Source organism: Advenella sp. S44 (genome assembly GCF_002810445.1).
GTDB lineage: Bacteria > Pseudomonadota > Gammaproteobacteria > Burkholderiales > Burkholderiaceae_B > Advenella.
Window position 1 is genome coordinate 1 of sequence record NZ_NEXS01000004.1, and the last position, 22,421, is coordinate 22,421.

Below are 22,421 nucleotides of genomic sequence, written 5' to 3' on the forward strand. Positions count from 1 at the left end.
ATATTGAGCGCTTCAATCGTACGTACCGCCAAGAGGTATTAGATTTATATCTTTTTACGTCGTTGAAGCAAGTTCAACACATCACGGAACACTGGACAACGATTTACAACACCGAAAGACCGCACGATTCACTCAATGACATGACACCCATTGACTATAAATTAACATTATAAATTCTATGTGTGTGGTGTATTAAAGATGGGGTATTTACAGTTTGATTTGGAGTCATTTGAAATTCGCGTAAACTCGGAAGTGTCGATAGAAAAGTTTGTGGGTTCGTCGAGTTGTTTTATCGCTTTTTGGATGTCTCTAAGCAGACCATTTATCACTGCGGACGCTATTGCGTCACGAGCATAGTCAATATCAAAAACCAGAGATCCGTCTGGGGCGGCGACGAATCGGATGTCAATTGCGACTTGTGGCGTCTGTGTCAAGCCATTACATAGCTTCATGGGACCGGCTTCGGAAAGGCTCGGCCATGACAACCCATTGGTAATGACAACCGGAAGAACTGGGCTGCGACCGCAATTCTCGAACAATAGTCGGGTCAGATCCACGCCAGAAAATGACAAATGATTTAGGCCTTCAAGGACATCTGCCTGTAGTCTGGCTGCGCGGTTAGCAAAGCTATCGTGACCGATATCCCAACCAATAGCGATAAAGGTGGAACTGCTGGAGAACGTCTCTGCGTACAATGGCATCACGGGTATTGCTACGCATAATTTCTTTCTTGCATTCCAATGGCCCAGTACCTCCAGAATAAGAGCCATTACTGTTGAGTTTTTGAACAAGCCTTGTTTTGCCCCGGTTCTGCATAGCTGCTTAAATACCTCTCGATTGATCGTTATGCTTTGTCGCTCGTAACGTGATGTGCTCAATTGAGCCAAGGGCATACTCCATGGCAGTTGAGCAGTATCACTTATTCCTAGGAGCTTGGCTTTCCAGTAGGCAGCATCGACCTTGTGTAAGGTGGCGAGATCTTCGGGGTTTGACGAATCCTTCTGAATGGATTCCAGGATGGGCGACCGACCCTCGAAAAGCTCGACTAGCAATGCTGAGATTGATTGCCCATCCAGAATCAGTGCATCAAAGCGCACAAACACAATCAATAGATCATTTTTCAACCGATATATCGTGATATTCCATGGGGATCGGCTGAGGTCAAAAATCGAGTGGCTGTAGATATCGCGGTATTCCTGAACTTGTTTCAGGGCATCTTGCGATGATAGTTCGGTGAGATCAATCTCCTGCAGATTGGGTAACGCCAGATCATTGACAACCTTCACCAATTTTTCTGCATCAATTAAGGTACGTAGACTTTTATGGCGCCGCACCATCTCAGCAAGTCGACTTCGCAGCAACGCAGGATCCATAACGCCGCGATACTCTCGAAACTCCTGCATGGCTACGCCGCCGAGAGGTAGTTGGGCGGTGCGTCCAAACAGATATGCTCGCTGCATGGGAGTCAGTGGCTGCTCAACCTCGCTGCTGCTCGATAGTGCCCGGGCAGGCTTCACCGGACGAGCCATGACTCCTTGATCATCAACGGCGTCCTTCAGGAGAGCAACAAAACTGTCGAACAATTTCGTTACCCACTCCCCGGGCAGCGCGTCAAGGCGAACGTCCCAATTTATGAGAATTCCACCTTCAAAGCTTGCGATTTGCGCGTCTAGTGCAACTTGAGGCCCTTGAGAGATTGCCCAGCTCATCGTGCCAAAAGCACGTTGTACGCAAGGCGAGAACAGATCACCGTCCGGTAAGTCCAGGGCGGCAGTAAAAACTACAGGTGATAGCTGTGGCGAACCATGATGGCGTGAAAGATCGCGCATCAGATTCACTCCAGAATATGCACTGTGGCCAAGTAACTCGATCATTTGTGATGCCAAGTCCTGACACAACGCACCAAGGTCGTCCGCAATGGTGAGGTCCACGTCGAGGATCACCAGATTGACGAAATCGCCGACGATTCTCTCCACATCATTTACGAGCGGTTGCCGCCAGAATAATGGGACATTCAGCCGGAACATGCGGTCTCCCGTGGCGTTACCAAGAACCATCGCAAACAATCCCAGCATCATGCTGGAAAAGGTAATGCGTTGTTCACGGGCAAGCCGACGCAGGGTTTGATGCTCATCTGGTTGCAGCCAAGTGCTCAAACGATGGCTGCAGGCGCCTTCCGACGCGGACATCTGCAAGGGCAAGGACGGGGCTGGCGCTATCTGCGAGAGACGCTCTCGCCACCAAGAGCGATCTTTGTCGCGACGCGCCTTAAGCTGCGCGTCAGCCTGCATCTTGTCGTACCAATCGAAAAACGATGGGAGGGGTGCAATGGTAGCGTCCTTGTTCTCATAAACCAGGGCCAGGTCTTCCATCAGCCTTTGGAAGCTGGAAGGATCGACCGCGACCATATCTGTATCAATGTGCAAGCGGAAAGCATCGTTCGGCAGCAGGGTGACGGAAAAGCGCGAAGCTTGGCCTATGGTTAGATCGAGCTTTTGATGAGTCCAGTGTATGCGTTTATTTAGTAGCGCCCGCTCTAGATCTGGTGCGTGCATCGCTGTGAAGTCGTCCACTTCTAAGCGTGGGGTTCTGTCCGAAGGTGCTATGACTTGCATGCCGTCCGCAGTCACCTGCAGTCGTAGCATCGAATGTGTAAGGCACACTTGCTCAAGAGCAGCGCTCAAGCGTTGCAGATCAAGGGCATGTCCATCGAACTCGGCATAAAGATGAGCGGAGACGCCGCCCAGAGCAACGTCGGCACCACGCCCAAACCAGTTTGCTGCCTGCATCGCAGTTAGCTCTCTCATAGATCAGTCACCCCATCTGAATAATCAAACACGTCTTACCCGACACGCACGCGAGAAATCATTACGAAACTTGGTAAATATGCGCAGCGAGGCTGCGCTGAGGGGAGCCAGTCCCCTCGTCCGTCTCTGCTCAGCGCAGCCTGGCACTGGCATCGTTGAGGCGGAGAAGTGCGCCGGCGATGAGCGTGCGCATGCCCAACTCAAAGTCTGCTTCAATCTCAGCGTTATCTGCGCTGTCTTCTGAAAGACTCGCACTCGAGATCTTTGCCGTCGAGTAGACCGTGTCGGCTACGGCTATACAGTGGAACGCCACCATGGCCAGCACCCATTGGGCATCAGCTTTGGAAATGCCGAAGACTTGTCCGACACGACAGTGGTGAGCGTGGATCTTGGCCATCATTGATGGTGTGGCAGCTGCACGCCGAATCAGGTACGGTGCTAATCCTGGGTAAGTCTTGACTAATGTTCGCAATGAGGCTGTAAAAGCGGCCAGGTAACTCTCTAAGCCGTCGTACTCGCCATCACCGACCTCGGGAATCTGCCAGCGATTAAAGATCTCTGCAGCCACGATCCGTTTGAGTTCTTGCAAGTTAGGCACATGTTTGTAGAGCGCCATGTGGCTAACACCGAGTTCAGCCGCAACGCCGACAAAAGTGATATCTGCTAGGCCTATCTTTATACCTGCTTCCGCTATACGTTCCGGCGTAATGATACGTGGACGACCCCGACGACCGCGTGTAGGCACCTGCTTTTCAACTGCCATATTTGTTCCTCATGAAAATAAGGCTAACGCCAATATTGAGAATGGTTGTCATTTACAATCATTTAGTTTACTATGATGCAACTAATCTTATTTTACTTGTAATGAAGTAACGTAGCCAATGAGTCAAGACTCCAATCCTCCTCCACGCAATGACAGATTTCGAAGTAACCACATAACTGCTTCTCAAACAGATACCCTCACATTAAAGCAAAACAAAATGTTGCCTTCTATTAGAGGTTTACTTCTTTTTTTTGTCACTCTTTGTTTTACTTCTGTGCTAATCGGAGCAAATCACTTATCTTGGGCACAGTTACAATCATCAGATGATATTTTACTGACCCTAACAGCTAGCCGCCTGCCGCGTCTCATCGCGTTGGTACTAACAGGGGTGGGTCTGTCTGTCTGCGGCGTGATCCTTCAGCACATTGTTCGCAATAAATTTGTCGAGCCGGCTACTTCGGGTGGGCTGGACGCCGCCAAGCTTGGCATCCTCGTCGCTTTGACCACGGTACCGACGACAGGCAATCTAGGCCGGATGTTGTTCGCGCTGGCCTTCTGCTTCGCCGCCAGCCTGATCTTCGTGGCGATCGTGCGTCGCATCCAGTTCAAGAATACGGTGCTTGTCCCAGTGATAGGCCTGATGTATGGCGGCGTTCTCAGTGCCATTGCCGAGTTCTATGCCTATCGCAACAACATCCTGCAAAGCATGCAGGGTTGGCTGTTGGGCGACTTCTCCAAGATCGTCCAGGGCAACTACGAAATCATTTATCTGATTCTGCCGATCGTGGTAGTCACTTACCTGTATGCGCACCGTTTCACCGTGCTGGGCATGGGTGAAGGCATGGCCACGAGTCTGGGACTGAACTATCCGGCTACGGTGGCGCTGGGCCTGATGCTGGTGGCCGTCACCGTGGCCGCCACGGTGATCACCGTCGGAGCCATTCCCTTCGTCGGGCTGGTCATTCCCAATCTGGTTGCGATGTACTACGGCGACAACCTGGGGCGTACCTTGCCTGTCGTGGCGCTGGGCGGTGCATCGCTACTGCTGGCATGCGACATCCTTGGGCGTTTGCTCATTCATCCATTCGAGGTGCCTATCGGGCTTACTGCGGGCGGCGTAGGCGGCGTGCTGTTTCTCATGCTTATCTTCTGGAGGAACCGATGATGAGCGCTCTTACAGCACGAGTTCCTCGACATGCTGTCTGGGTGCTTGTTCTTGCGTTGGCAACAGCATTCCTGTTCGTGCGCTCCGGCTTCGACTTCGGCTATGTCATCCCCAAGCGGATGGCTCGACTGGCTGCGATGCTAATCGGTGGGGTCTGCATCGCCTGGTCTTCAATCGCTTTCCAGACCATCACCGGCAATCGGATATTGACGCCAGCCATCATGGGCTATGAGGCGATCTATCTGTTGCTGCAATCTCTGCTGATCCTGTTCATGGGTACGCAGAGTCTGGTCGTGCTCGGGGCGAACGGCAACTTCTTTCTGTCTGTTCTGCTGATGCTCGGCTACTCATGGGTCATCCATCGGTGGCTGTTCCGTGATGGCCGGAACAATGTCTATCTCCTGCTCCTGCTGGGTCTGGTGCTGACCATGGTGATCGGCACTTTTACGCAATTCGTTCAGCTTAAAGTCAGCCCCGGCGAATTTTCCATTCTTCTTGGCTTCAGCCAGGCGTCCTTTGGCAGAGCGGAGCCCGGGCAATTGCTCACTTCAGCCATCGTCGTTGCGGCAGTGTGCGTTGCCGGTGTCAAGACGCTGCCGACGCTTGATGTACTTTCGCTGGGCCGCGACCAAGCCATTTCGTTGGGCGTGGACTACCAACGCACCGTGCGGCTGTACCTGGCACTGATCGCCGTGCTGGTGGCTGTTTCGACCAGTCTGCTTGGACCTACGGCCTTTATGGGCATCTTTGTCGCGAATATGGCGTATGCGCTGGCCCGTACCTTCAGGCACCGGATCACCCTGCCAATAGGATGCGCCATTGCGGTCGGCATGTTCATCTTGGCTCAGCTCGCGGTGGAGCACGTCTTCAACTACCGGACCACTGTCGGCATTCTGGTTAACCTGGTGTGTGGCGTCTGGTTCCTTGCGCTGATGTTGCGTACACGAGGAACCGCATGATCACTGTCAACAAGCTCTCCAAAGCGTACGGCGCCAAGGCCGTCGTCTCCAATGTCAGCGCGCGCTTCCCGGCACGGAAGTTGAGTTCGCTAATCGGCCCAAACGGCGCGGGCAAGACGACGCTGTTGATGATGATCGCTCGGTTGCTGGCGCCGAGCCAGGGCGACATCCTCATCGAAGGCCGCAAGATCACGGATATCCGCATCGGCGACTACGCTAGACAGGTGGCCACCCTGCGACAGTCTCCCGATTTCAGCCTGCGGCTGACGGTGGAGGAACTCGTCGCCTTCGGGCGCTTCCCTTACAGCCGCGGATCGCTGACAGCCGAGGACCACAGGGTGATCGACGAGGCCATCGCCTTCCTGTCTCTGCAGTCGCTACGCGAAGCGTACCTTGACGAACTCAGCGGCGGGCAGCGCCAGATGGCTTTCCTGGCCATGACCATCGCACAGCGAACTGACTGCCTGCTGCTCGACGAACCACTGAACAACCTCGACATCAAGCACGCCGTCCACATCATGCGTGCACTGCGCCGCCTGTGCGACGAGCAAGGTCGCACCGTGATCCTGGTGGTTCACGACATCAATTTCGCCGCCAACTACTCCGATCACATCGTTGCGATGAAAGGCGGCTCGATTCATTGCGCCGGCTCGGTGTCGGAAGTTGTGACCGAGGAACGGATGCGGGAGCTGTACGGACTGGACTTCGAGATCACACGCGGCGAGCGCGGATGCCTGTGCAACTACTTCAACCCATTAGGAGAACTGGAATGACCTTCAACCACAGACACAGGCATGGGGTGCTGGCCCTGCTGCTAACCGTCATCATTGCGTTACAAGGCTGCGACCGGAATGCGGCCGACTCTCCACAGGCGTCAACACCAACCGCCGCCGCCAGCCAGCCCTCGCATCCAGCCTACGAGCCCATCACGGTGCTGCACAAGCTGGGCACGACCGTGATCAAGAAGCTGCCGCAGCGTGTGGTGGCACTCGACATGAACGAGGTCGATTTTCTCGACCAACTGGGTATTCCGGTGGCAGGCATGCCCAAGGATTTCGTTCCGCACTTCCTTGGGGGGTACAAAAACGCGCCGGACATTCAGGACACAGGCGCAATCGTTCAGCCCAACGTGGAGCAGGTTCACGCCGCCAGGCCCGATCTGATCCTGATTACTTCATTGCAGGCGAACCACTACAAGGAACTGAGCGAGATTGCCCCGACAATTCACTTTGATGTGGACTACCGCGACAGCCAGGTCGCCCATATTGAGGTCGTCAAGCAGCATTTCATGACCCTGGGACGGATCTTCGGCAAGGAAGATCTTGCTCGCCAGAAAGTTGCCGAACTGGACGCCAAGGTCGATGAAGCCCGGCGCATCACCCAGGATCGCCCGGAGAAAGCGCTGATCGTCCTGCACAACAACGGCGCCTTCAGCTCTTTTGGACTGCAGTCCCGCTACGGCTTCGTCTTCAACGCTCTGGGAGTCAAGCCTGCTAGTCCGGCGGTCGAGACCGGCCTGCATGGTCAGCCCATTTCTAGCGAGTTCATCCAACAAGCCAACCCCGACATCATCTACATAGTGGATCGCACCGCCGTGATGGAGAGCCGTCCCGCCATGGATGCCGAGAGCCTGGGCAATCCGCTGCTGCGGCAAACCAATGCCTGGAAGAACGGCCGAGTGATTTTCGCCGATGCGGAAGCCTGGTACATCACTGCCGCCAGTCCGACCTCCATCAAGCTTGTCATCGACGACGTGCTCAAGGGTTATCGGGACTGATTCAGTTCATAACGCTGATCTCAGCGTTTAGATATGGAAGTTAATCATTCTCGATCTCATTGTTGTTTCGTTTACTTATCTAGCAGTAATCAACCTCTATATTGAAAGGAAACCGGCATGTACACACCGCACGATCACTACCACATAGAAAATCCTTTACGGCGGACAACCGACCAACTTCCCACATTTACTCTGAATCGCACTGCTGCCGCTGTGCGGATGGCGTTGCTGCTCGGACTGGCATTCGGCGCCTTAGTCGGGGTCACTCCCTCAACACTGGCTCAAACGCCCAGTGGAGCAAATGGAGCTCACGCCTCCGCCGATGTCACAGAAAACGTTACAACATTGCAAGCGGTGAAGGTGGAGGGAAGCACGGAATCGGCAAGCACTCCTTATGCCGGTGGACAGGTGACCACCGGGGGCCGCGTCGGGCTATTGGGTGACAAGGATTTCATGGAAACACCCTTCAACACCATCAGCTACACAGAGAAGTTCATGGCGGATCAACAAGCCAGCGACATTCAGGAAGTGATCGCTAAGACCGATCCGACTGTATTCATGAGCGGCATCTCAGGAGAGAGTAACGAGAGCTATTCAATCCGTGGATTTAGATCAGACGTGGGCGATGTGACTCTCAATGGCTTGGCCGGCATGGCGGGTTACTACCGTAATTTACCCGAGATGTTTGAGCGTGTTGAAGTGCTCAAGGGGCCTTCCGCGTTGCTCAATGGCATGCCGCCCAAAGGATCGGCGGGAGGCGCAATCAACTTGGTGAGCAAGCGTGCGGGCGAGGAGCCTTTGACGCGCTTGACGACTAGCTACATGTCCGACTCGCATTTCGGCGGTCATATCGACATGGGGCGTCGTTTTGGCGAGAACAAGCAGTTTGGTATCCGCTTTAACGGTGTCTATCGCGACGGCGAGACCTCTGTGAAGAAGCAGGATAAGAGGATCTCGCTGGCGTCTCTTGGGCTGGACTGGCGCGGTGAGCGTATGCGTGTATCCGCAGACTTGTACCAGAGCAAGGATCGCACGGAGGGCATGACCCGAGGCCTAACGCTTGCCCCTGGTTTGCCCTTACCTAAACCTCCAAAGAAACCAGATGTCTCGTGGAACCCACCGTGGGCTTTTTATGACACCACGGATAAAGGGGCGATGCTGCGAGGTGAGTTTGACCTGACCGACCAATTGACCGCCTATGCCGCAGCGGGCATCAGCAAGACCGAGTTTGATTCCAATATGGGCGCGCCGCAGGTGTTTAATCAGGCGGGAGACTTCCGGACCAACTTCAGTGGCGTGTCCGACGAGATGAAGCGCAAGTCGGCTGAAGTGGGCCTGATGGGCAAAGTTCGCACGGGCTCGGTGGGCCACCAGTTCGCAATCAACGCTACACACTATAGCGAGGACTATCACCTCCGTGGGTTCAGAGGTCTGCTATCGGAGGACTGGATTTCCAATATCTATAACCCGGTGTGGGGCCCTGAGCCTGCTCTGCCCAGCGACATTCCAGCGATTAGCAAGACAGAAACCCGCCTGACGAGCTTCGGCCTAGCGGACACGCTGTCATTTGCCGAGGACAGAGTGCAACTGACGCTTGGTGTGCGCCGTCAGCAAGTCATCAACGAAAGTTTCAACGGTATGACCGGTGCGCGCATGGGCGAACGCTACAAGGAAAGCGCCACGACGCCAGCAGTGGCCTTGCTGGTTAAGGTCACCGACCAAATTTCCGTGTATGCCAACTACATTGAGGGTCTGAGCCAAGGTTCCATCGCACCCAATACGGCGGCCAATGCGGGCGAAGTCTTCGCGCCCTACAAGACCAAGCAAAAAGAAGTCGGCCTCAAATTTGACCTTGGAGAGTTCGCGCACACCGTTAGCCTATATGAAATCAAGCGTCCGAGCAGCTATACCGACCCCTTCACCAACGTCTTTTCGTTTGGAGGCGAACAGCGTAACCGAGGCGTGGAATGGGGCTTTTTCGGCTCGCCGCTACAGGGTGTCCGTCTGATGGGTGGTATCGCCTATTCGGATCCGCAAGTGACGAAAGCGGCCAGCCCCGCTAACCAAGGTAAGCAGGCCACCGGCTTGCCCAAATGGCAGGCCAAGATGGGCGTGGAGTGGGATACCCCGGCACTGCAAGGCCTGACGCTTACCGCGAATGCAACGACGGCATCCAAGCAGTACCTCAGTGCGGACAACTCGCTCTCGGTGCCCGGCCGTACTGTGTTCGATGTGGGTGCGCGCTATGCCACCAAGGTTGCAGGTAATCCAGTGACCTTGCGAGCTGCAGTCACCAATGTGACCAACAAGGCCTATTGGGCAAAGCCGCACTTCACGAGCCTGGCTCTGGGTGCGCCGCGCACCTTCATGCTTTCGGCCTCAATGGATTTCTGATTGGCATGTTTGGTGGGTGTTTTTTTACAAGCTCTAGAACGTTGATGATAGAACGTTTGCTGGGGTTTCGTGCATGGGGCCAGCGCTGGCAAGGCCTGGCCTCGCGCATCGTCGCCGCTGTACTTGGCGGTTATGTGTTGGCGGCGCTGTTTTCTCTGGCAGCGCTGGCGCTACCCGTCGCACGGTCTGAGGCCGTGCTGTGGGGCATGCAATTAAGTTTTCTCGCCTATGCCGGTACGGTGGTTTGGGTGTTTGCCGTGCACAGCGCATGGCGTGCCTGGGCGGGGATACTTCTGGTGGTAGTGGCTTTGCTGCCATTTGCTTTGTGTGTATGGCGAGCGGGAGGCGTACTGTGATGGACGTGAAAAAAACGTTCAGGGCGCGTGTCGACGCACTGCTAGTCATGTCCTCTAAAGAACAAGCTAAGTCACGCGGGATTCGCCAGAGCATGTCTGATTTGCATATTTGGGCTGGCCTGCTGGTAGGGTGGATTTTGTACTCCATGTTCCTGACCGGCACGACGGCCTATTTTCGCGAGGAAATCACGCGCTATATGCGGCCCGAACTGGTGGCGGCCGTGCCGCCACCGGCGGCTCAGGTTGTGCCAAGGGTACTGGAAAGCATACGAACGCAATCCCCGGTCACCACGCAAGTTAGCATCACCTTGCCGACAGAACGCAAGCCCTTCGCCAGCGCCTTTTGGCGTGATCCGCAAGCACCGGGACGCGGCTTTCACAATGGCGTATTCGATGCCCAGACCGGCCAAGCCTTGCAGGTGCGCGCCACGCAAGGCGGGGATTTTTTCTACGCTTTTCATTTCAACTTTCACTACATGTCCGCCATTTGGGGGCGCTGGATTGCGGGCTTTTGTGCCATGTTCATGCTGGTGGCCATCATCAGTGGGGTCATCACACACAAGAAGATCTTTACGGATTTCTTTACCTTCCGTTGGGGCAAGGGGCAGCGCTCTTGGCTGGATGCGCATGCGGGGCTGTCAGTACTAGGGCTGCCCTTTCACTTCATGATTACCTGGAGCGGGCTGATCACCCTGATGGTGATGTACATGCCGTTCGGCCTGCAGGTGTTGCCTTCGCCAGATGATCGCGCCGCCGTTACCAGCGAAATGCGGTTTTTCATACCTGCAGGCCAGCCGACGGGCGAGGCGGCTATTTTGGTGCCTCTGGCGTCCTTGATACAGCAGGTTGAACAGCGCTGGGGCGTGGACAGCGTTGGTGCTGTGCAGGTCAATCACCCTGGTGATGCCGCAGCCAGGGTGATCATTGCCCGCCAGCAGAACCAACGCGTATCGACCACGCCGCAGTACGCGATGTTCGATGGCGTTTCGGGCGAGATGCTGCAGTCCAAGGACAGCTCTGGACCAGCGGCCACCACTCAGGGCGTGCTCTACGGGCTGCATCTGGGGCGTTTTGCCGATATCGTCACGCGCTGGCTGTATTTTCTGGTGAGTATGGCTGGCACGGTCATGGTGGGTACCGGTCTGGTGCTATGGACGGTTAAACGCCGGGCCAGGCTGCCCGATTCTGAAAAACCTTACTTTGGCTTTCGAGTGGTCGAGCGCCTGAACATTGCCACCATTGCGGGCTTGTCGGTGTCGATGACATCATTTTTCTGGTTCAACCGCCTGCTGCCGCTGGATATGGTGCAGCGCGCCGCCTGGGAAATCCATGGCTTTTTCATCGTCTGGGCGGGCACGCTGATCTGGGCGATGGTGCGCCCCGCCAAGCGCGCCTGGATGGAACTGTTCTGGCTGGCTGCCGTTCTGCTGGCGTTGCTGCCAGTGTTGAACGTTTTTACGACAGATCGGCATCTACTGCATAGCCTGCGTCAGAGCGATTGGCTGTTTGTGGGCTTTGACCTGATGATGCTGGTTTTCGCCGCTTTGCATGCCTACCTTGCGGTGCGCACGGCGCGTCACCGGCCAAGGGCTAAATCGGCGCGGCGAAAAGGTGTCGCGACTAGACAGGACGCTGTTTCACTGGATCGTCTAACACCAGGAGAACGTACATGAGTGGGCTGGCGCTTTCCTGGTTGACGCATGGCGCGGTGCTGCTGTTTTCGCTGCTAGGGTTTGCCTGCCTGGCACTGGCTATGATCCGGCATCAGGAAGACCTGTACGGCGCGGCATTGCGCCCGCATGTGACCCGGTGTTTACGCGTCGCTGGCTGGCTGCTGTTGCTGCTGGCTTTAGGGTTGGCTGTTTCTGGTCTGGGGTGGAGCTTCGGGTTGACGGCCTACAGCGGCCATACCAGCGTTGCGGCTGGTCTGGTTTTCATCATGCTTGTGGTTTTGAATTGCAGGCGTGGCCGCTGATGATTGTGATGTTGTGTTCTTACTAGGAATGATGATGAAACGTTTGTCCCTTTCAATGTTGCTGGCCATGGCTCTGGTTGCCGCTGGCTGCACGCCATCTGGTTCTCAGTCCGGTGTGGCAACCTCAGACGCGCCTGCCGTTACGGCGTCCGCCGCGCAACAGACCGTACCTCCCCAGGTGAGCCGAAAAGCGGTAGCTAACGGGCTGTATGAATTGGTGTATTCCGCGCGGCAGGATGCGGTGTTCGTCTCGTCGTCCGGTGGTCGGGGCGAGGGGGCCGACGCACCCAGGATACTGCGCCTGAATCCTGAAACGCTTCAAGTCCAAGCGGAGATTGCCTTGGCGAACGGCGGTTTTGGGGTGGTGCTGGACGATGAGGCCAATCGGCTTTACGTAGGCAATACCAACGATGCTTCCATCACCGTGATCGACACACGTGCAAACCGGGTACTGACAGTGATGCAACTGGCACAGAAAATCAGCGACACCGGCCCCGATGGCAAAGTGCAAGAGCGCTATCCGCATAACTTCCGTGAAATGGTGTTGGATAAGGCCAACAACCGCCTTTACGCGCCTGGCCTGTGGTTCAAGGACAGTGCCTTGTATGTCGTGGATACCCAGAATCTGACACTGGAAACCGTGATTCCCGGATTTGGGTTTCTGGCCACTGGCATCGCGTTGGATGCATCGCGCGACGCGCTGTATGTCTCCAATCTCCAGGGGCAGTTGTACACGGTGAACACGCGCACCCTGGAGATTCAGGAAAAGGCCGAGGTTCAAGCTGATCAGTTGCTGAATTTGACGCTGGACGGCAGGCTCAATCGTGTGCTGGCTACCGATCAGGGTATGACGCAAATTGATGGTATGCGTGGGAAGCTGGGAGAGCTGGATTACCAGAACCGAGGTGAAGGGAACCGTGTGGTGGCCATTGATCCGGCTGATGGCAGCGTACTGCACAGCATATCCACAGGAAAGGGTCCGGTTGCCCTGTTGCTGGATGAGTCAAGAGACCGTGTGTACGTCACTAACCGCGAGTCCGGCACGGTGACGGTATACGACAGCAACAGCTATACGCCGCTGCAAACGGTAGAACTGCCCACCCACCCAAACAGTCTGGCTTTGAATTCACAGACCGGCGCCGTGTACGTCACCATCAAAAATGGCCCGGACGACTCCAAAGGCAACAACGAAAGCGTGGCGCGACTGCAGTTATGACGCACACGTTTCTCCTAATCAATAATCGTAGGTGGTCCCATGAAAACAAAGATCCGTCTTGTCGCATTGGCCGTTAGCCTGGGTATCGTGGTCAACGCCCAAGCGCACATAGGCAAACTTGTTTCGCCCTTGACCTATTCCGACCCGGGATACATGAGACGGGCTATTGATAAATGAGGAAGTAATCCATGTCCACACACAATTTGGAAGCTCAATCGCCACTGGTGGCATGCGAGCATGAAGAACAGGTTTGGCTATTGCAACAGCAAAACCCGGAGCGCATTGGCCAGCGCCGCTCGGTCTGGACGTTAGATAAAGCCGTCGACACATCTTTGCTCGCACAGGCAATCACTGAGGTTGTAGAGAGAATGCCGGATCTGAATGCCCGCTATCTTTTCAGCGATGAGGGGGACTTGCAGAAGTTCAGAATGGCAGATCCCGCCCATTGCCTGCAGACTCTCGAAACCCAGCCGAATAACCTGATGTCCAAGCTACACGCCTTGGGCGAAGTATCTTGGGACGCTGCCACCCAACCGCCATTCACAGCGTGGATCGTCATTACTGAAGAAAACAATCTATTGGCCTTCGTCCATCATCCGATTCTTGATCAAACGTGCCGCCAAGAAGAAATTCTTTCCGCATTACAAGACTGCTACCATGAACTTGTGAAGCATCTGCACAGCTTGGTCTTGACGGAGGTACAGGTACAAGTTTCTGAGCCTGGAAACCAGACGGCTCATGGAGATGGCGAGCACAGCATTAGTGTTGCGCAGATTGGCAGCATCATCCTTAACGAGTTCCGCTCTGCCCTTGCAGACCCTGATATCACACCGAACGACGATTTCTTTGATCGTGGTGGCCATTCACTGGTAGCGACTCGCATCATTGGCAAACTGGCAAACAGCTACGGTATTGAAGTCAGCTTCAACGATTTCTTCCGATCTCCTTCGGCCGCGGCCCTGGCAACTTGCGCGATCGTCAACATACGTGATGACGCCCAGGAGGCGTCGTCAGGAGCATCGGGCAACGTAGATCTGGCTCCCTTGACTCTGGCCCAGACTTTTCTCTGGCGTGCTTACGCGGGATGTGGATTCAGTTCCATCTTCAATTTGCCTTTTGCCCTGAGCTTTCTCGACCGTGTGGATGAGAATCTGTTCTTCGATGCGTTTAACGATCTCCTAGTGCGCCATGCGGGGCTACGAACGACTTTTCATGTGCAAGATGGCGAAGCCCATCAGCGGATCGTTCTCGACTCGGAACTTGGTCGCTACAAATGGTGCTGGAAGTCCGATGAGAGTGAGGGTGTAACACTCGCTGACGAAGCGTCGTATGTGTTCGATCTTTCCCAGGAGCTTCCGATAAGAATTCGCTTTATTCCAGACGTCGGAAATGGCCGTCAAGTTCTATCGTTCCTGGTTCACCACATGGTTATTGACGAATGGTCGCTTAACACCATGATGAGGGAGCTGGCACAAGCTTATTGTGCTCGTGCTTCTGGCAAGGCTCCGAGCTGGGAAACACAGGCGCAATCGATAGTAGACTTCGCACTTCGGCAAAAGAAACAAGGCATCAACCAACAGCATCTCGACTACTGGACGCGTATGTTGAGAGATGCAACGCGAGGGCTTGATTTGAGCGATCATATCGATCAATCTGCCGTATCCCTCGACGAACAGTCCTTCAAGGCACAGTGGATGGAGCTGGTGCCTGATCCGGGCACTTACGAACAGCTTTCATCTGTCGCCAAAGACCAGAGGTCGTCGCTGTTCGGTGTCGTGTATACGGCTATAGCCCTCGCTTTGCATAACTTGGGCAACCTGAAGGATTTGGTGATAGGCACGTCGGCTTCGGGACGGACAGACCCAGAGTTCTTCGATACGGTGGGTTACTTCACCACGATGGTGGCACACCGTGTGCAGTTTTTCCCCCATCAATCGGTCGGCGACTTGATCAGGGAAGTTACTCGAACGATCAATGAGTCGATGTCTTATGCGGATATTCCGATTGATCTTATTCAAAGCAAGCTCGGCATGACTGCCGAGGACGACCTGTTGTTCGACGTCTATGTCCAGATTCACGCCAACAACGCACTGAACGGAATATTGATCGATCCGGATGGTACCAGCATTCGCTATCGGCAAATCTTACCTGACAAGGATGAATCCTTGTTCGGATTGCATTTCGAGATCATGGAAGACGTGTTTGATGGGAAGCGTGATCTTCGTTTGGTTGTGACATACCGCTTGGATCGTTATTCGAGACCTCTGGTACGTGCAATTTTTGCTGAGATCAATAGGATATTCGCGCTTTTTAATGTTTCTGGTGCAACCGACCGAAAATTGGAAGCGCTTTTTCGCTGACCACATCGCAATCGCTTAAAAGCCTCATGAGAGCAGCGATTGATATGAGAGGATTTTATATGAGAGGATTTTTAATGTTCAAGCGTTTCACCGAGACAGGCCTGGCGCCTGCACTTCGCCCGGTATTACGGAGGCTTGCAGCAGGCACCTTGGCCGCTGTTCTGTCTGGGCTGGCGATGTTGGGCGCGCTGTGGTGCGTTGTCCTGTTCGTTGCCGACTTGACAATCGGCTGGGTGGTCTCGGCGTTGGCACTGTGGATCGCTGGCGCGTTGATGGCGTCCGCGGCCTCCTGGCTTTCGCACCACGCCGAAGCAGACTTTTCGGCACGGTTACGCCGGGAGGTCGCCAGCCATCTGACTCGATTGCCCACGAGCACTCTGGCCCGACAAGGAAGCGACGCCCTTCGACGTTTGGTATCGGATGACATTGCCGCACTGCACCATATGATCGCGCACCTGCCATCGGAGATTGCCACCTTCGCCGCAGTGCCGTTGGCATCGATCGCGCTGCTGGTGGCGCTGGCGGGGCCGGCCGCACTGCTGGCGTTGCTGCCGGGTGTATTGGCCGCGCTGTACTATTTGGTGTGGATGCCACGCGTATCGGCGCGCCACGGCGCGGAGCGCATGCGGGTGATGGGCGAGATCACGACGGCCGTGGATGACTACGCGCGCGGCATCCGCATCAACCGCATCTATGGTGCCCAGTCGGGCGCATTGGCGGCCTACCATGATGCTGCCGACCGTTTCACCAGAGGCATGGTGGCCTGGGTGGCGAAGGTGGCCACGCCGGCAGCGGTGGCGGTAGCGCTACTGCAGGCGGCGACCACCTTCGCCATCGCCTATGCCGTAGCCGGGCGCCAAGACGCTCCCTCGTTGGCAGCGGCGCTGCTCTTCAGCCTGGCCATTGTCACGCCCGCGCTGCGGCTCGGACATGGGCTGGACTACGTGGCGGCAGGCCGGGCCGCGGCAGGCCGACTGGCGGCGTTGTTGCACGAACCGGCACTGCCGTCCGGCGATGCGCTCTTGCCGGACGGCGCACCCGTGCTCGATGTGCAGAACGCGGTCCTCGCTGTAGACGGTCGGCACGTGCTCGATGGCCTGAACCACCGCTTCGCGCCAGGTACGTTGACGGCCATCACCGGACCCAGCGGCGCAGGCAAGACCACACTGCTGCGCGCACTGGCTGGGCTGGAGCCATTGGACGGTGGTTCCATTTTCCTGGCAGGGGTCAACATCGCTACGCTGGATATACAGGCGCGCCAACTTGCCGCGCTACTAATCCCCCAGGGCGGCGACGTGTTGCCGGCCACGGTGCGCGAGAACCTAGCGCTGTCCGTACCCAATGCCTCCGATGCGCAAATGGCTGAGGCGCTGACGCGGGCACAGATCGATGTGCCCCTCGAAGTGGATGCCGCGCGGCTTTCCGGCGGCGAACGCCAGCGTGTAGGGCTGGCGCGCGCCTTCCTGGCGCCAGCACCGGTGATCCTGTTGGATGAACCTACCAGTGCGTTAGATGACTCCAGCGCTATGCGCCTCATGTTGGCGCTGCTTGAGCTGGCCCAGGATCGCAACCTGACCCTGGTGATGGTTACGCACGATCTGGCATTGGCCGCCCGTGCCGATGCGCGGCTCGAACTGAAGACCGTCACGCAACCGGAGGTCCAGCAATGAATAAGACATCACCATCTACCATACAAGTACTACCCCGCACCGCACGCTGCCGCCTGTGGCTCATCGGATTCGGCTGGGTCATCGTCGCGGCATTGGAGTCCGCTGCCTACACGATTCTGGCACAGGCTATTGCTGGGCATCATGCCGCAGGTCCGGTCCTATTGGCTGCCGCCGTGGCCGTGTTGGTCACCGTACTGGTGACGCGAGCCGGATTTTTCTCGGGGGCGCGGCTAGCCGGCGATCTCTATGCCGCCCTAGGCCAGGCGCTGGCGCGCGCTCGGTTGTCTTGGTTCACCGACGAGCATCGCGCGCAGGTCGCGTTGATAGCAGGTCGCGGCATTCCCGGTTTCATGAGCATTCCCGCCCACCAGTTGCAAACCTTACTGCACGCGCCGTTGATGCCCTTGTTCCTGCTGGCGGGCATAGCCTGGCTGGTCGGCCCCGCTGCGGCCGGTGTAGCGGCGGGCCTGCTGTCGCTGTCGCTGCTGATGCAATACCTGGCCCAGCGAGCGCTAGCTCACGCCGATGCCGACCGGCACGCTGCCGAACAAGGCGCGGCGCAAGCCACGCTGGAACTGGTCGATCACCTGGAGTTGATGCGGACGACTGCGGGGCCGGAGCGCGCCCTGCAACGCATCGAGCATCGTTGGCGAACCCAGGAAAGCGCGCTGGCAGTCACCAATCGCGCCGCGGCTGGCGCCACCTTCGTCTCCACCCTGGCCAGCGTGCTGCCACTGGCGGGCATGGCGGCCTGGGCGGCGCTGGTCGGACAGGATGCGCCTGCCACGGTGCTTGCGTTGCTGGTGCTGGTAGCGCGTGCTGCGGCGCCGTTGGGCGAGCTAGCTTTGGCTGGCCTAGGGCTGAACGACCTGCGCAACACCTTGCGTGATTACCGTCAAGTGTCCGATGCACCCGCACTGCCCGAGCCTGCGCAAGGGGAAGCGACCCAGCCCGAGGGCCACGCCGTGGCGCTGCGCCAGGTTGGGCATGCCCCTGCACTGGACGTCATCGACGCTGATATTCCTGTTGGCGCCAAGGTGTGCGTGCGCGGCCCTAGCGGCAGTGGTAAGAGCACACTGTTGGGGTTGTTGATGCGCTTCGACGACCCGCAGCAAGGCTCCATCCTGCTGGGAGGCGTGCCACTGACGCGCATGCGCTATGCCGATTTGTCTGCGCGTATTGCATATGTGCCGCAGGATGCTGTGGTATTCACAGGCACACTGGCCGAGAACATCCGCCTGGGCAAACCGCAGGCGTCGGACGACGCGGTGGAGCTTATGGCGCGGCAAGCGGAGCTGGGATCACTTCTTGACCGTTCGCCGCTGGGTATCCATCAGCCCGTGGGTCACCAGGGCGCGGCGCTGTCGGGCGGCGAGCGCCAGCGCGTGGCTCTGGCTCGCGCCTTGCTCAAGGAGGCACCTATCCTAGTGCTGGACGAGGCCACGGCTGCCCTAGACCAGGACACTGAAAACAAAATTGCCGCCGTGGTGCGTGCGCTGCCCGCTACCGTCATTTTCGTCACCCATCGCGACCCTGCGATCTGGCTGCCGACCCACACCATTGAACTGGGAAGCCGAACGTGCTCAGGCAACCTGAGCGTTCAGATATCGTGCTTTCAAGGAGTTGCCACATGATTCGTCATGATTTGTCCCGTTGGCCGCTGGTCATCACCGTGGAGCAGGGGCCTGCCTCGCTGACCGATATGCAAGCGTATATCGAGGAATGGAGGCGCTGGCTCGCGCGTGGGGAATCGTTCGTCACACTGCGCGTGTTCGCCGATGCCGAGGCGCTGGTGCACCCGCCCGGGTCGGCCCCGCTAGCTAAGCAATGGTTAAACCAACAGGGCGAGGCAATCCGCCAGCTAGTGATGGGCATGGCCACCGTGGTGCCGCCCAGCGGCTATGAGCGTCTGCGCAAAATGAACGCCGAAAAGTTATTTGGTGTGCCAGCCGCCACTTTCGCCGATGTGGCCGGCGCGTTAGGTTGGCTGAAGGAACATGTCTACGAGCCGCTAGGCCTGGTGCTTAATGCTCGGGCCATGGGTGCTACTATTGAAGCGCTACTGACGGTTAAACGGTGAACATCACTGCGCGAGCGTGCTTCCCCACCGTATTCGGGGATAGGCAGGCTATGCTCAAGTCGACCTTCAGAACTAGCCGCATAGACCTGCTAAGGCTGTTGGCAGTAGGGCATAGCTGCAGTTTTTCTCGTCATGTCTAATCCAACGCGGAGGCGGTGGTTTGGGCGAACAGCTGTTCGCCCACGTCTTTAGGTCTTGATTAACCACCAAACCGGTGAAACCGCTGCGAGCGGGTGATATCCGGATCACTCAGTCCGAGGAAACACAGATGCCAAAAGAAGACGCAGATAAAGCGGTTGGCACTAGCTTGGCTCAGAAAGGCGTCGGGCTGCTGGATCGGGCATGGGCTTCTCAATGGGCATTACGGCTAGCCTGCGCCGTACTGTTCTTGGATATGGCCATGATGCTCCGTGTCGGACGCGGGCTCTGGCAGTGGTCCGCTGGCGATATGGAACTGCTGGGCGATGTGGGCTGACTTTCACTCGTTGTCGTAGCCTTCAGCTTCTCCGTTGCCATCGTGATTCCGGTCGTTCTGCCTGTGCTGCGTCAGATTGGTGCGCACATTTGGTATCTGTTGGCGACACGACTGCCCCGGCTGTTCGGGCCAGACATCCGGCCTTATCAGCGAAGACTCGGATATGTGCGCACCCGCGAGCTGCGAGATTTGGCCTTGCGTGAGAAAGATGATTTTCTGTTCCGTCTATACCAGGATCATGTACAGGCGCAGAAAGTAGAAAGAGCGGCCCGTGAGCAGGCAGGCGATTTGACTGCGGCTGCGATCCTGACTGCGCTGGTTGATTTGATCATTGCACAGCGAATACCCAATGGCAGCGGCGTGATCGACGCCATCTATGGCGCAGTCTTTGATCGGCATACCAACTTCAGCTTCTTTCAAAATCGCCACAATTTGGCTTTCAGTCTTTCGTTTGCTCATCGTCAAACTCCTTTCGTTTAGCTTAAAAGAAATTCTACGAGTAATCTGTATTATTTTACGGGGTAGTTACACAAATACACTTTAGTCGTAATTTCCTTGGTATTTGCCGCGAACGTCATTATAAGTGTATTGATAGGTTTTTTCTTTTTATAAACTCGACTGGTCCAACCCAAAATAGGCTTCTCTGATCCGCAATACACCTCATACTTCTGCAGCCTTGCATCCATTTCAATGGATGCAATAATTTTATTTTCATGGAGTGCCACTATTCTATTATTAATTTCTTGCAATGAAATATTGAGACCGAAATGAAGCCTAACCTCCAATCCACCGCCCTTACCGGCGCTATGACTAACGGTATCCACAATCTGCATATAGGTGTTAGGCCGATAAATTATTTTCCGATTATGTTTAAAACCCAGAGACCTGACTTGCGTCAATCCGGATAAAATATACTCCCCATTCAATTCCGTGCATTCGGAAATGCTTGAGTCTCCCAACTCGATCTCGTTTGGCATAACCACTCTCTGCGAAAATCCGACTGTATTATGAGCCCGGTCACTGACAAAGTATCGCCTCCACTGGTCGTTCTCATAGCTGTATTTTCCGGAATCGGTAATTAGTTCGAGTCCTTTCTGAAAAAGTATAAAACTTAATTTATCGGCGTGAGCATGCGAGTAGGAAGACGAAGTTGCGTGAAAGATTAAAGCAGAGCTGTCTTGAATATCAACATTCGGATGAGTTCTAACAATTGCATACCCGGAGCCTGGATAATACTTTGAGACAAAACACTTACCATCTTTTACAAAATCGCACTCAAGTTTCGTCTTGAGCTCCATACCTTTGTCATCGGAATCCCCTATTAGAAAAAAGAACCCACTTGGGCTAGTCAGCCAACCCGATACTTCGTCTTTTTGATCTTGGATGGCAGTTATCCGAGCTTGGGTTTTTTTAAATAATTGGGTTGGTAGTTGGCATATTAGGTCCGCTGTATATTTGTGATAAAAAGGCGAGTTTTCCGAGCTGACATTTTCCTCGGTGAAGTTCAACTCAATCAACTTATCAAGTTGTTGTTCGCAAAATTTAATTTTGCTTTTATCTGATTCATTTTTTGACCAATATAGCAATCTTAATCCTAAAATTTGCCATACTCCGTGATTATTGAATTTCAGATTTTTCTCATTCTCTAAATAAACAATATGATTTTCAACTATGCTATTTAAAATCCTACTGTCACGAGGCGAAAACTCAATTGCTTCCTCGCTCAAGACATACAAAAATAGTCCCAAATGGATCGCTCGTGTTCCGACAGCCATATCATACCAAGCGAACGTATTTTCTCCGCTTTTTATGGATAATGATTGGCTCCAATCAAGCATGAAAGCATAAATTTCCTTTAGAAATCTGAGTTTTTTAGTTTCAAAATAACGTTTCCATACAGGGGCAAGGAATTTCCATGAATTTAATGCAAACTCAATGTTTCTATCGTTGCGTGGGCCATAATTTACAGGTATGCGCAAAGGGATCGGTGTCGCCCCAACTCTGGGAATATATCCTGTTCTTTTCAATGACACATAATCGCCGTGAATTACTCTCCTAAAATACTTTAACTGCTTATAGTGCCCTTTAGACGACCCTGTCGATAAATTCAGACGAATAGCAGGAGAGAGTAATAGCCGATTCGAATTTGACTTCGACTTCGTATTTTTTTTCAAATTCCGCTGAAAGCATATTACATAGTACTCCCCCTTTTTGTCTGGCAAAGGAAACTGAATATGCTTGTTTTTTGAATACCATTGCTCATCCACCTTTTCTTTGTAGTGCATTAGATAGAAAGCATACTCATCATCATTAACCTCTGATGGATTATCGACTATTACATCCAAAACCAAATTATTATTTATTAATTTAACTTCCATTTCTGCCAGTTTCCCCTGCTCATTTAATATTGCCAAATGATTCGCA

At 55.0% G+C, this 22,421-nt stretch carries 20 protein-coding genes; 16 read left to right on the forward strand and 4 right to left on the reverse strand.

What is annotated here, in order from left to right; all coding sequences use genetic code 11:
* Nucleotides 1-173: integrase core domain-containing protein (locus CAP48_RS11460; RefSeq protein WP_153045684.1), on the forward strand; the 173-nt coding region annotated here is incomplete at its 5' end.
* Between the two features lie 3 nt (nt 174-176).
* On the opposite strand, the gene CAP48_RS11465 is transcribed toward CAP48_RS11460, so the two are convergent.
* Together CAP48_RS11465 and CAP48_RS11470 are read right to left on the reverse strand one after the other, a co-directional pair.
* Nucleotides 177-2,807 (reverse strand): condensation domain-containing protein, encoded by a 2,631-nt coding sequence (locus CAP48_RS11465; RefSeq protein ID WP_100696827.1) that lies wholly within the window; start codon nt 2,805-2,807, stop codon nt 177-179.
* A 130-nt stretch (nt 2,808-2,937) separates the two neighbouring features.
* The gene (locus CAP48_RS11470) at nt 2,938-3,570 is read right to left on the reverse strand and encodes a TetR/AcrR family transcriptional regulator (protein WP_100696829.1); all 633 of its coding nucleotides are present in this window, start codon (nt 3,568-3,570) and stop codon (nt 2,938-2,940) included.
* A 217-nt stretch (nt 3,571-3,787) separates the two neighbouring features.
* On the opposite strand from CAP48_RS11470, the gene CAP48_RS11475 reads away from it, so the two are divergent.
* The 15 genes from CAP48_RS11475 to CAP48_RS11540 all read left to right on the forward strand — a co-directional run bounded on the left by CAP48_RS11475 (nt 3,788) and on the right by CAP48_RS11540 (nt 19,997).
* Nucleotides 3,788-4,735: an ABC transporter permease gene (locus CAP48_RS11475; RefSeq protein ID WP_304529020.1), complete on the forward strand. Its 948-nt coding sequence runs from the start codon at nt 3,788-3,790 to the stop codon at nt 4,733-4,735.
* A complete protein-coding gene (locus CAP48_RS11480) occupies nt 4,732-5,694 on the forward strand; it encodes an iron chelate uptake ABC transporter family permease subunit (RefSeq protein ID WP_100696831.1) in 963 nt (320 codons plus the stop codon). The genes CAP48_RS11475 and CAP48_RS11480 overlap by 4 nt, the downstream gene beginning before the upstream one ends.
* Entirely contained in the window at nt 5,691-6,467 is a 777-nt protein-coding gene (locus CAP48_RS11485; RefSeq protein WP_100696833.1) for an ABC transporter ATP-binding protein, read from the forward strand. Before CAP48_RS11480 ends, CAP48_RS11485 begins: the two co-directional genes overlap by 4 nt.
* Nucleotides 6,464-7,471, forward strand: a complete 1,008-nt coding sequence (locus CAP48_RS11490; protein ID WP_100696835.1) for a siderophore ABC transporter substrate-binding protein — start codon at nt 6,464-6,466, stop codon at nt 7,469-7,471. Before CAP48_RS11485 ends, CAP48_RS11490 begins: the two co-directional genes overlap by 4 nt.
* Before the next feature lie 117 nt (nt 7,472-7,588).
* Entirely contained in the window at nt 7,589-9,865 is a 2,277-nt protein-coding gene (locus tag CAP48_RS11495) for a TonB-dependent siderophore receptor (RefSeq protein WP_100696837.1), read from the forward strand.
* A 44-nt stretch (nt 9,866-9,909) separates the two neighbouring features.
* Complete coding sequence (locus CAP48_RS11500) at nt 9,910-10,221, forward strand: DUF3649 domain-containing protein (RefSeq protein WP_100696839.1); 312 nt, start codon at nt 9,910-9,912, stop codon at nt 10,219-10,221.
* The gene (locus CAP48_RS11505; RefSeq protein WP_197707269.1) at nt 10,221-11,894 is read left to right on the forward strand and encodes a PepSY domain-containing protein; all 1,674 of its coding nucleotides are present in this window, start codon (nt 10,221-10,223) and stop codon (nt 11,892-11,894) included. Before CAP48_RS11500 ends, CAP48_RS11505 begins: the two co-directional genes overlap by 1 nt.
* A complete protein-coding gene (locus CAP48_RS11510; RefSeq protein ID WP_100696841.1) occupies nt 11,891-12,196 on the forward strand; it encodes a DUF3325 domain-containing protein in 306 nt (101 codons plus the stop codon). Before CAP48_RS11505 ends, CAP48_RS11510 begins: the two co-directional genes overlap by 4 nt.
* Before the next feature lie 34 nt (nt 12,197-12,230).
* Nucleotides 12,231-13,412 carry a YncE family protein gene (locus tag CAP48_RS11515; RefSeq protein WP_100696843.1) on the forward strand — a complete coding sequence of 394 codons (1,182 nt, stop codon included), beginning with the start codon at nt 12,231-12,233 and terminating at the stop codon, nt 13,410-13,412.
* Nucleotides 13,413-13,451: 39 nt separating this feature from the next.
* Complete coding sequence (locus tag CAP48_RS20220) at nt 13,452-13,589, forward strand: hypothetical protein (RefSeq protein ID WP_161495241.1); 138 nt, start codon at nt 13,452-13,454, stop codon at nt 13,587-13,589.
* Between the two features lie 11 nt (nt 13,590-13,600).
* Nucleotides 13,601-15,772 carry a condensation domain-containing protein gene (locus CAP48_RS11520; protein ID WP_100696845.1) on the forward strand — a complete coding sequence of 724 codons (2,172 nt, stop codon included), beginning with the start codon at nt 13,601-13,603 and terminating at the stop codon, nt 15,770-15,772.
* 74 nt (nt 15,773-15,846) lie between these two features.
* The gene (locus CAP48_RS11525; protein WP_242444465.1) at nt 15,847-17,442 is read left to right on the forward strand and encodes an ABC transporter ATP-binding protein; all 1,596 of its coding nucleotides are present in this window, start codon (nt 15,847-15,849) and stop codon (nt 17,440-17,442) included.
* Entirely contained in the window at nt 17,439-19,076 is a 1,638-nt protein-coding gene (locus CAP48_RS11530) for an ABC transporter ATP-binding protein (RefSeq protein ID WP_100696849.1), read from the forward strand. The genes CAP48_RS11525 and CAP48_RS11530 overlap by 4 nt, the downstream gene beginning before the upstream one ends.
* Nucleotides 19,073-19,522, forward strand: a complete 450-nt coding sequence (locus CAP48_RS11535) for a hypothetical protein (RefSeq protein WP_100696851.1) — start codon at nt 19,073-19,075, stop codon at nt 19,520-19,522. The genes CAP48_RS11530 and CAP48_RS11535 overlap by 4 nt, the downstream gene beginning before the upstream one ends.
* A gap of 268 nt (nt 19,523-19,790) precedes the next feature.
* A complete protein-coding gene (locus CAP48_RS11540) occupies nt 19,791-19,997 on the forward strand; it encodes a hypothetical protein (protein ID WP_100696853.1) in 207 nt (68 codons plus the stop codon).
* Between the two features lie 225 nt (nt 19,998-20,222).
* Here the strand turns inward: CAP48_RS11540 and CAP48_RS20055 are convergent, their stop codons facing one another.
* Complete coding sequence (locus tag CAP48_RS20055) at nt 20,223-20,456, reverse strand: hypothetical protein (RefSeq protein WP_153045685.1); 234 nt, start codon at nt 20,454-20,456, stop codon at nt 20,223-20,225.
* A 50-nt stretch (nt 20,457-20,506) separates the two neighbouring features.
* Entirely contained in the window at nt 20,507-22,411 is a 1,905-nt protein-coding gene (locus CAP48_RS11550) for a heparinase II/III-family protein (RefSeq protein WP_100696857.1), read from the reverse strand.
* Between the last annotated feature and the right edge of the window lie 10 nt (nt 22,412-22,421).

Coding starts and splice junctions, on each gene's coding strand:
- CAP48_RS11495 (WP_100696837.1), top strand. CDS start 7,589: ATGTACACACCGCACGATCACTACCACATAGAAAATCCTTTACGGCGG.
- CAP48_RS11465 (WP_100696827.1), bottom strand. CDS start 2,807: ATGAGAGAGCTAACTGCGATGCAGGCAGCAAACTGGTTTGGGCGTGGT.
- CAP48_RS11470 (WP_100696829.1), bottom strand. CDS start 3,570: ATGGCAGTTGAAAAGCAGGTGCCTACACGCGGTCGTCGGGGTCGTCCA.
- CAP48_RS11505 (WP_197707269.1), top strand. CDS start 10,221: ATGGACGTGAAAAAAACGTTCAGGGCGCGTGTCGACGCACTGCTAGTC.
- CAP48_RS11500 (WP_100696839.1), top strand. CDS start 9,910: ATGATAGAACGTTTGCTGGGGTTTCGTGCATGGGGCCAGCGCTGGCAA.
- CAP48_RS11485 (WP_100696833.1), top strand. CDS start 5,691: ATGATCACTGTCAACAAGCTCTCCAAAGCGTACGGCGCCAAGGCCGTC.
- CAP48_RS11540 (WP_100696853.1), top strand. CDS start 19,791: ATGCCAAAAGAAGACGCAGATAAAGCGGTTGGCACTAGCTTGGCTCAG.
- CAP48_RS11520 (WP_100696845.1), top strand. CDS start 13,601: ATGTCCACACACAATTTGGAAGCTCAATCGCCACTGGTGGCATGCGAG.
- CAP48_RS11515 (WP_100696843.1), top strand. CDS start 12,231: ATGAAACGTTTGTCCCTTTCAATGTTGCTGGCCATGGCTCTGGTTGCC.
- CAP48_RS11490 (WP_100696835.1), top strand. CDS start 6,464: ATGACCTTCAACCACAGACACAGGCATGGGGTGCTGGCCCTGCTGCTA.
- CAP48_RS11475 (WP_304529020.1), top strand. CDS start 3,788: ATGTTGCCTTCTATTAGAGGTTTACTTCTTTTTTTTGTCACTCTTTGT.
- CAP48_RS20055 (WP_153045685.1), bottom strand. CDS start 20,456: ATGAGCAAACGAAAGACTGAAAGCCAAATTGTGGCGATTTTGAAAGAA.
- CAP48_RS11535 (WP_100696851.1), top strand. CDS start 19,073: ATGATTCGTCATGATTTGTCCCGTTGGCCGCTGGTCATCACCGTGGAG.
- CAP48_RS11525 (WP_242444465.1), top strand. CDS start 15,847: ATGTTCAAGCGTTTCACCGAGACAGGCCTGGCGCCTGCACTTCGCCCG.
- CAP48_RS20220 (WP_161495241.1), top strand. CDS start 13,452: ATGAAAACAAAGATCCGTCTTGTCGCATTGGCCGTTAGCCTGGGTATC.
- CAP48_RS11510 (WP_100696841.1), top strand. CDS start 11,891: ATGAGTGGGCTGGCGCTTTCCTGGTTGACGCATGGCGCGGTGCTGCTG.
- CAP48_RS11530 (WP_100696849.1), top strand. CDS start 17,439: ATGAATAAGACATCACCATCTACCATACAAGTACTACCCCGCACCGCA.
- CAP48_RS11480 (WP_100696831.1), top strand. CDS start 4,732: ATGATGAGCGCTCTTACAGCACGAGTTCCTCGACATGCTGTCTGGGTG.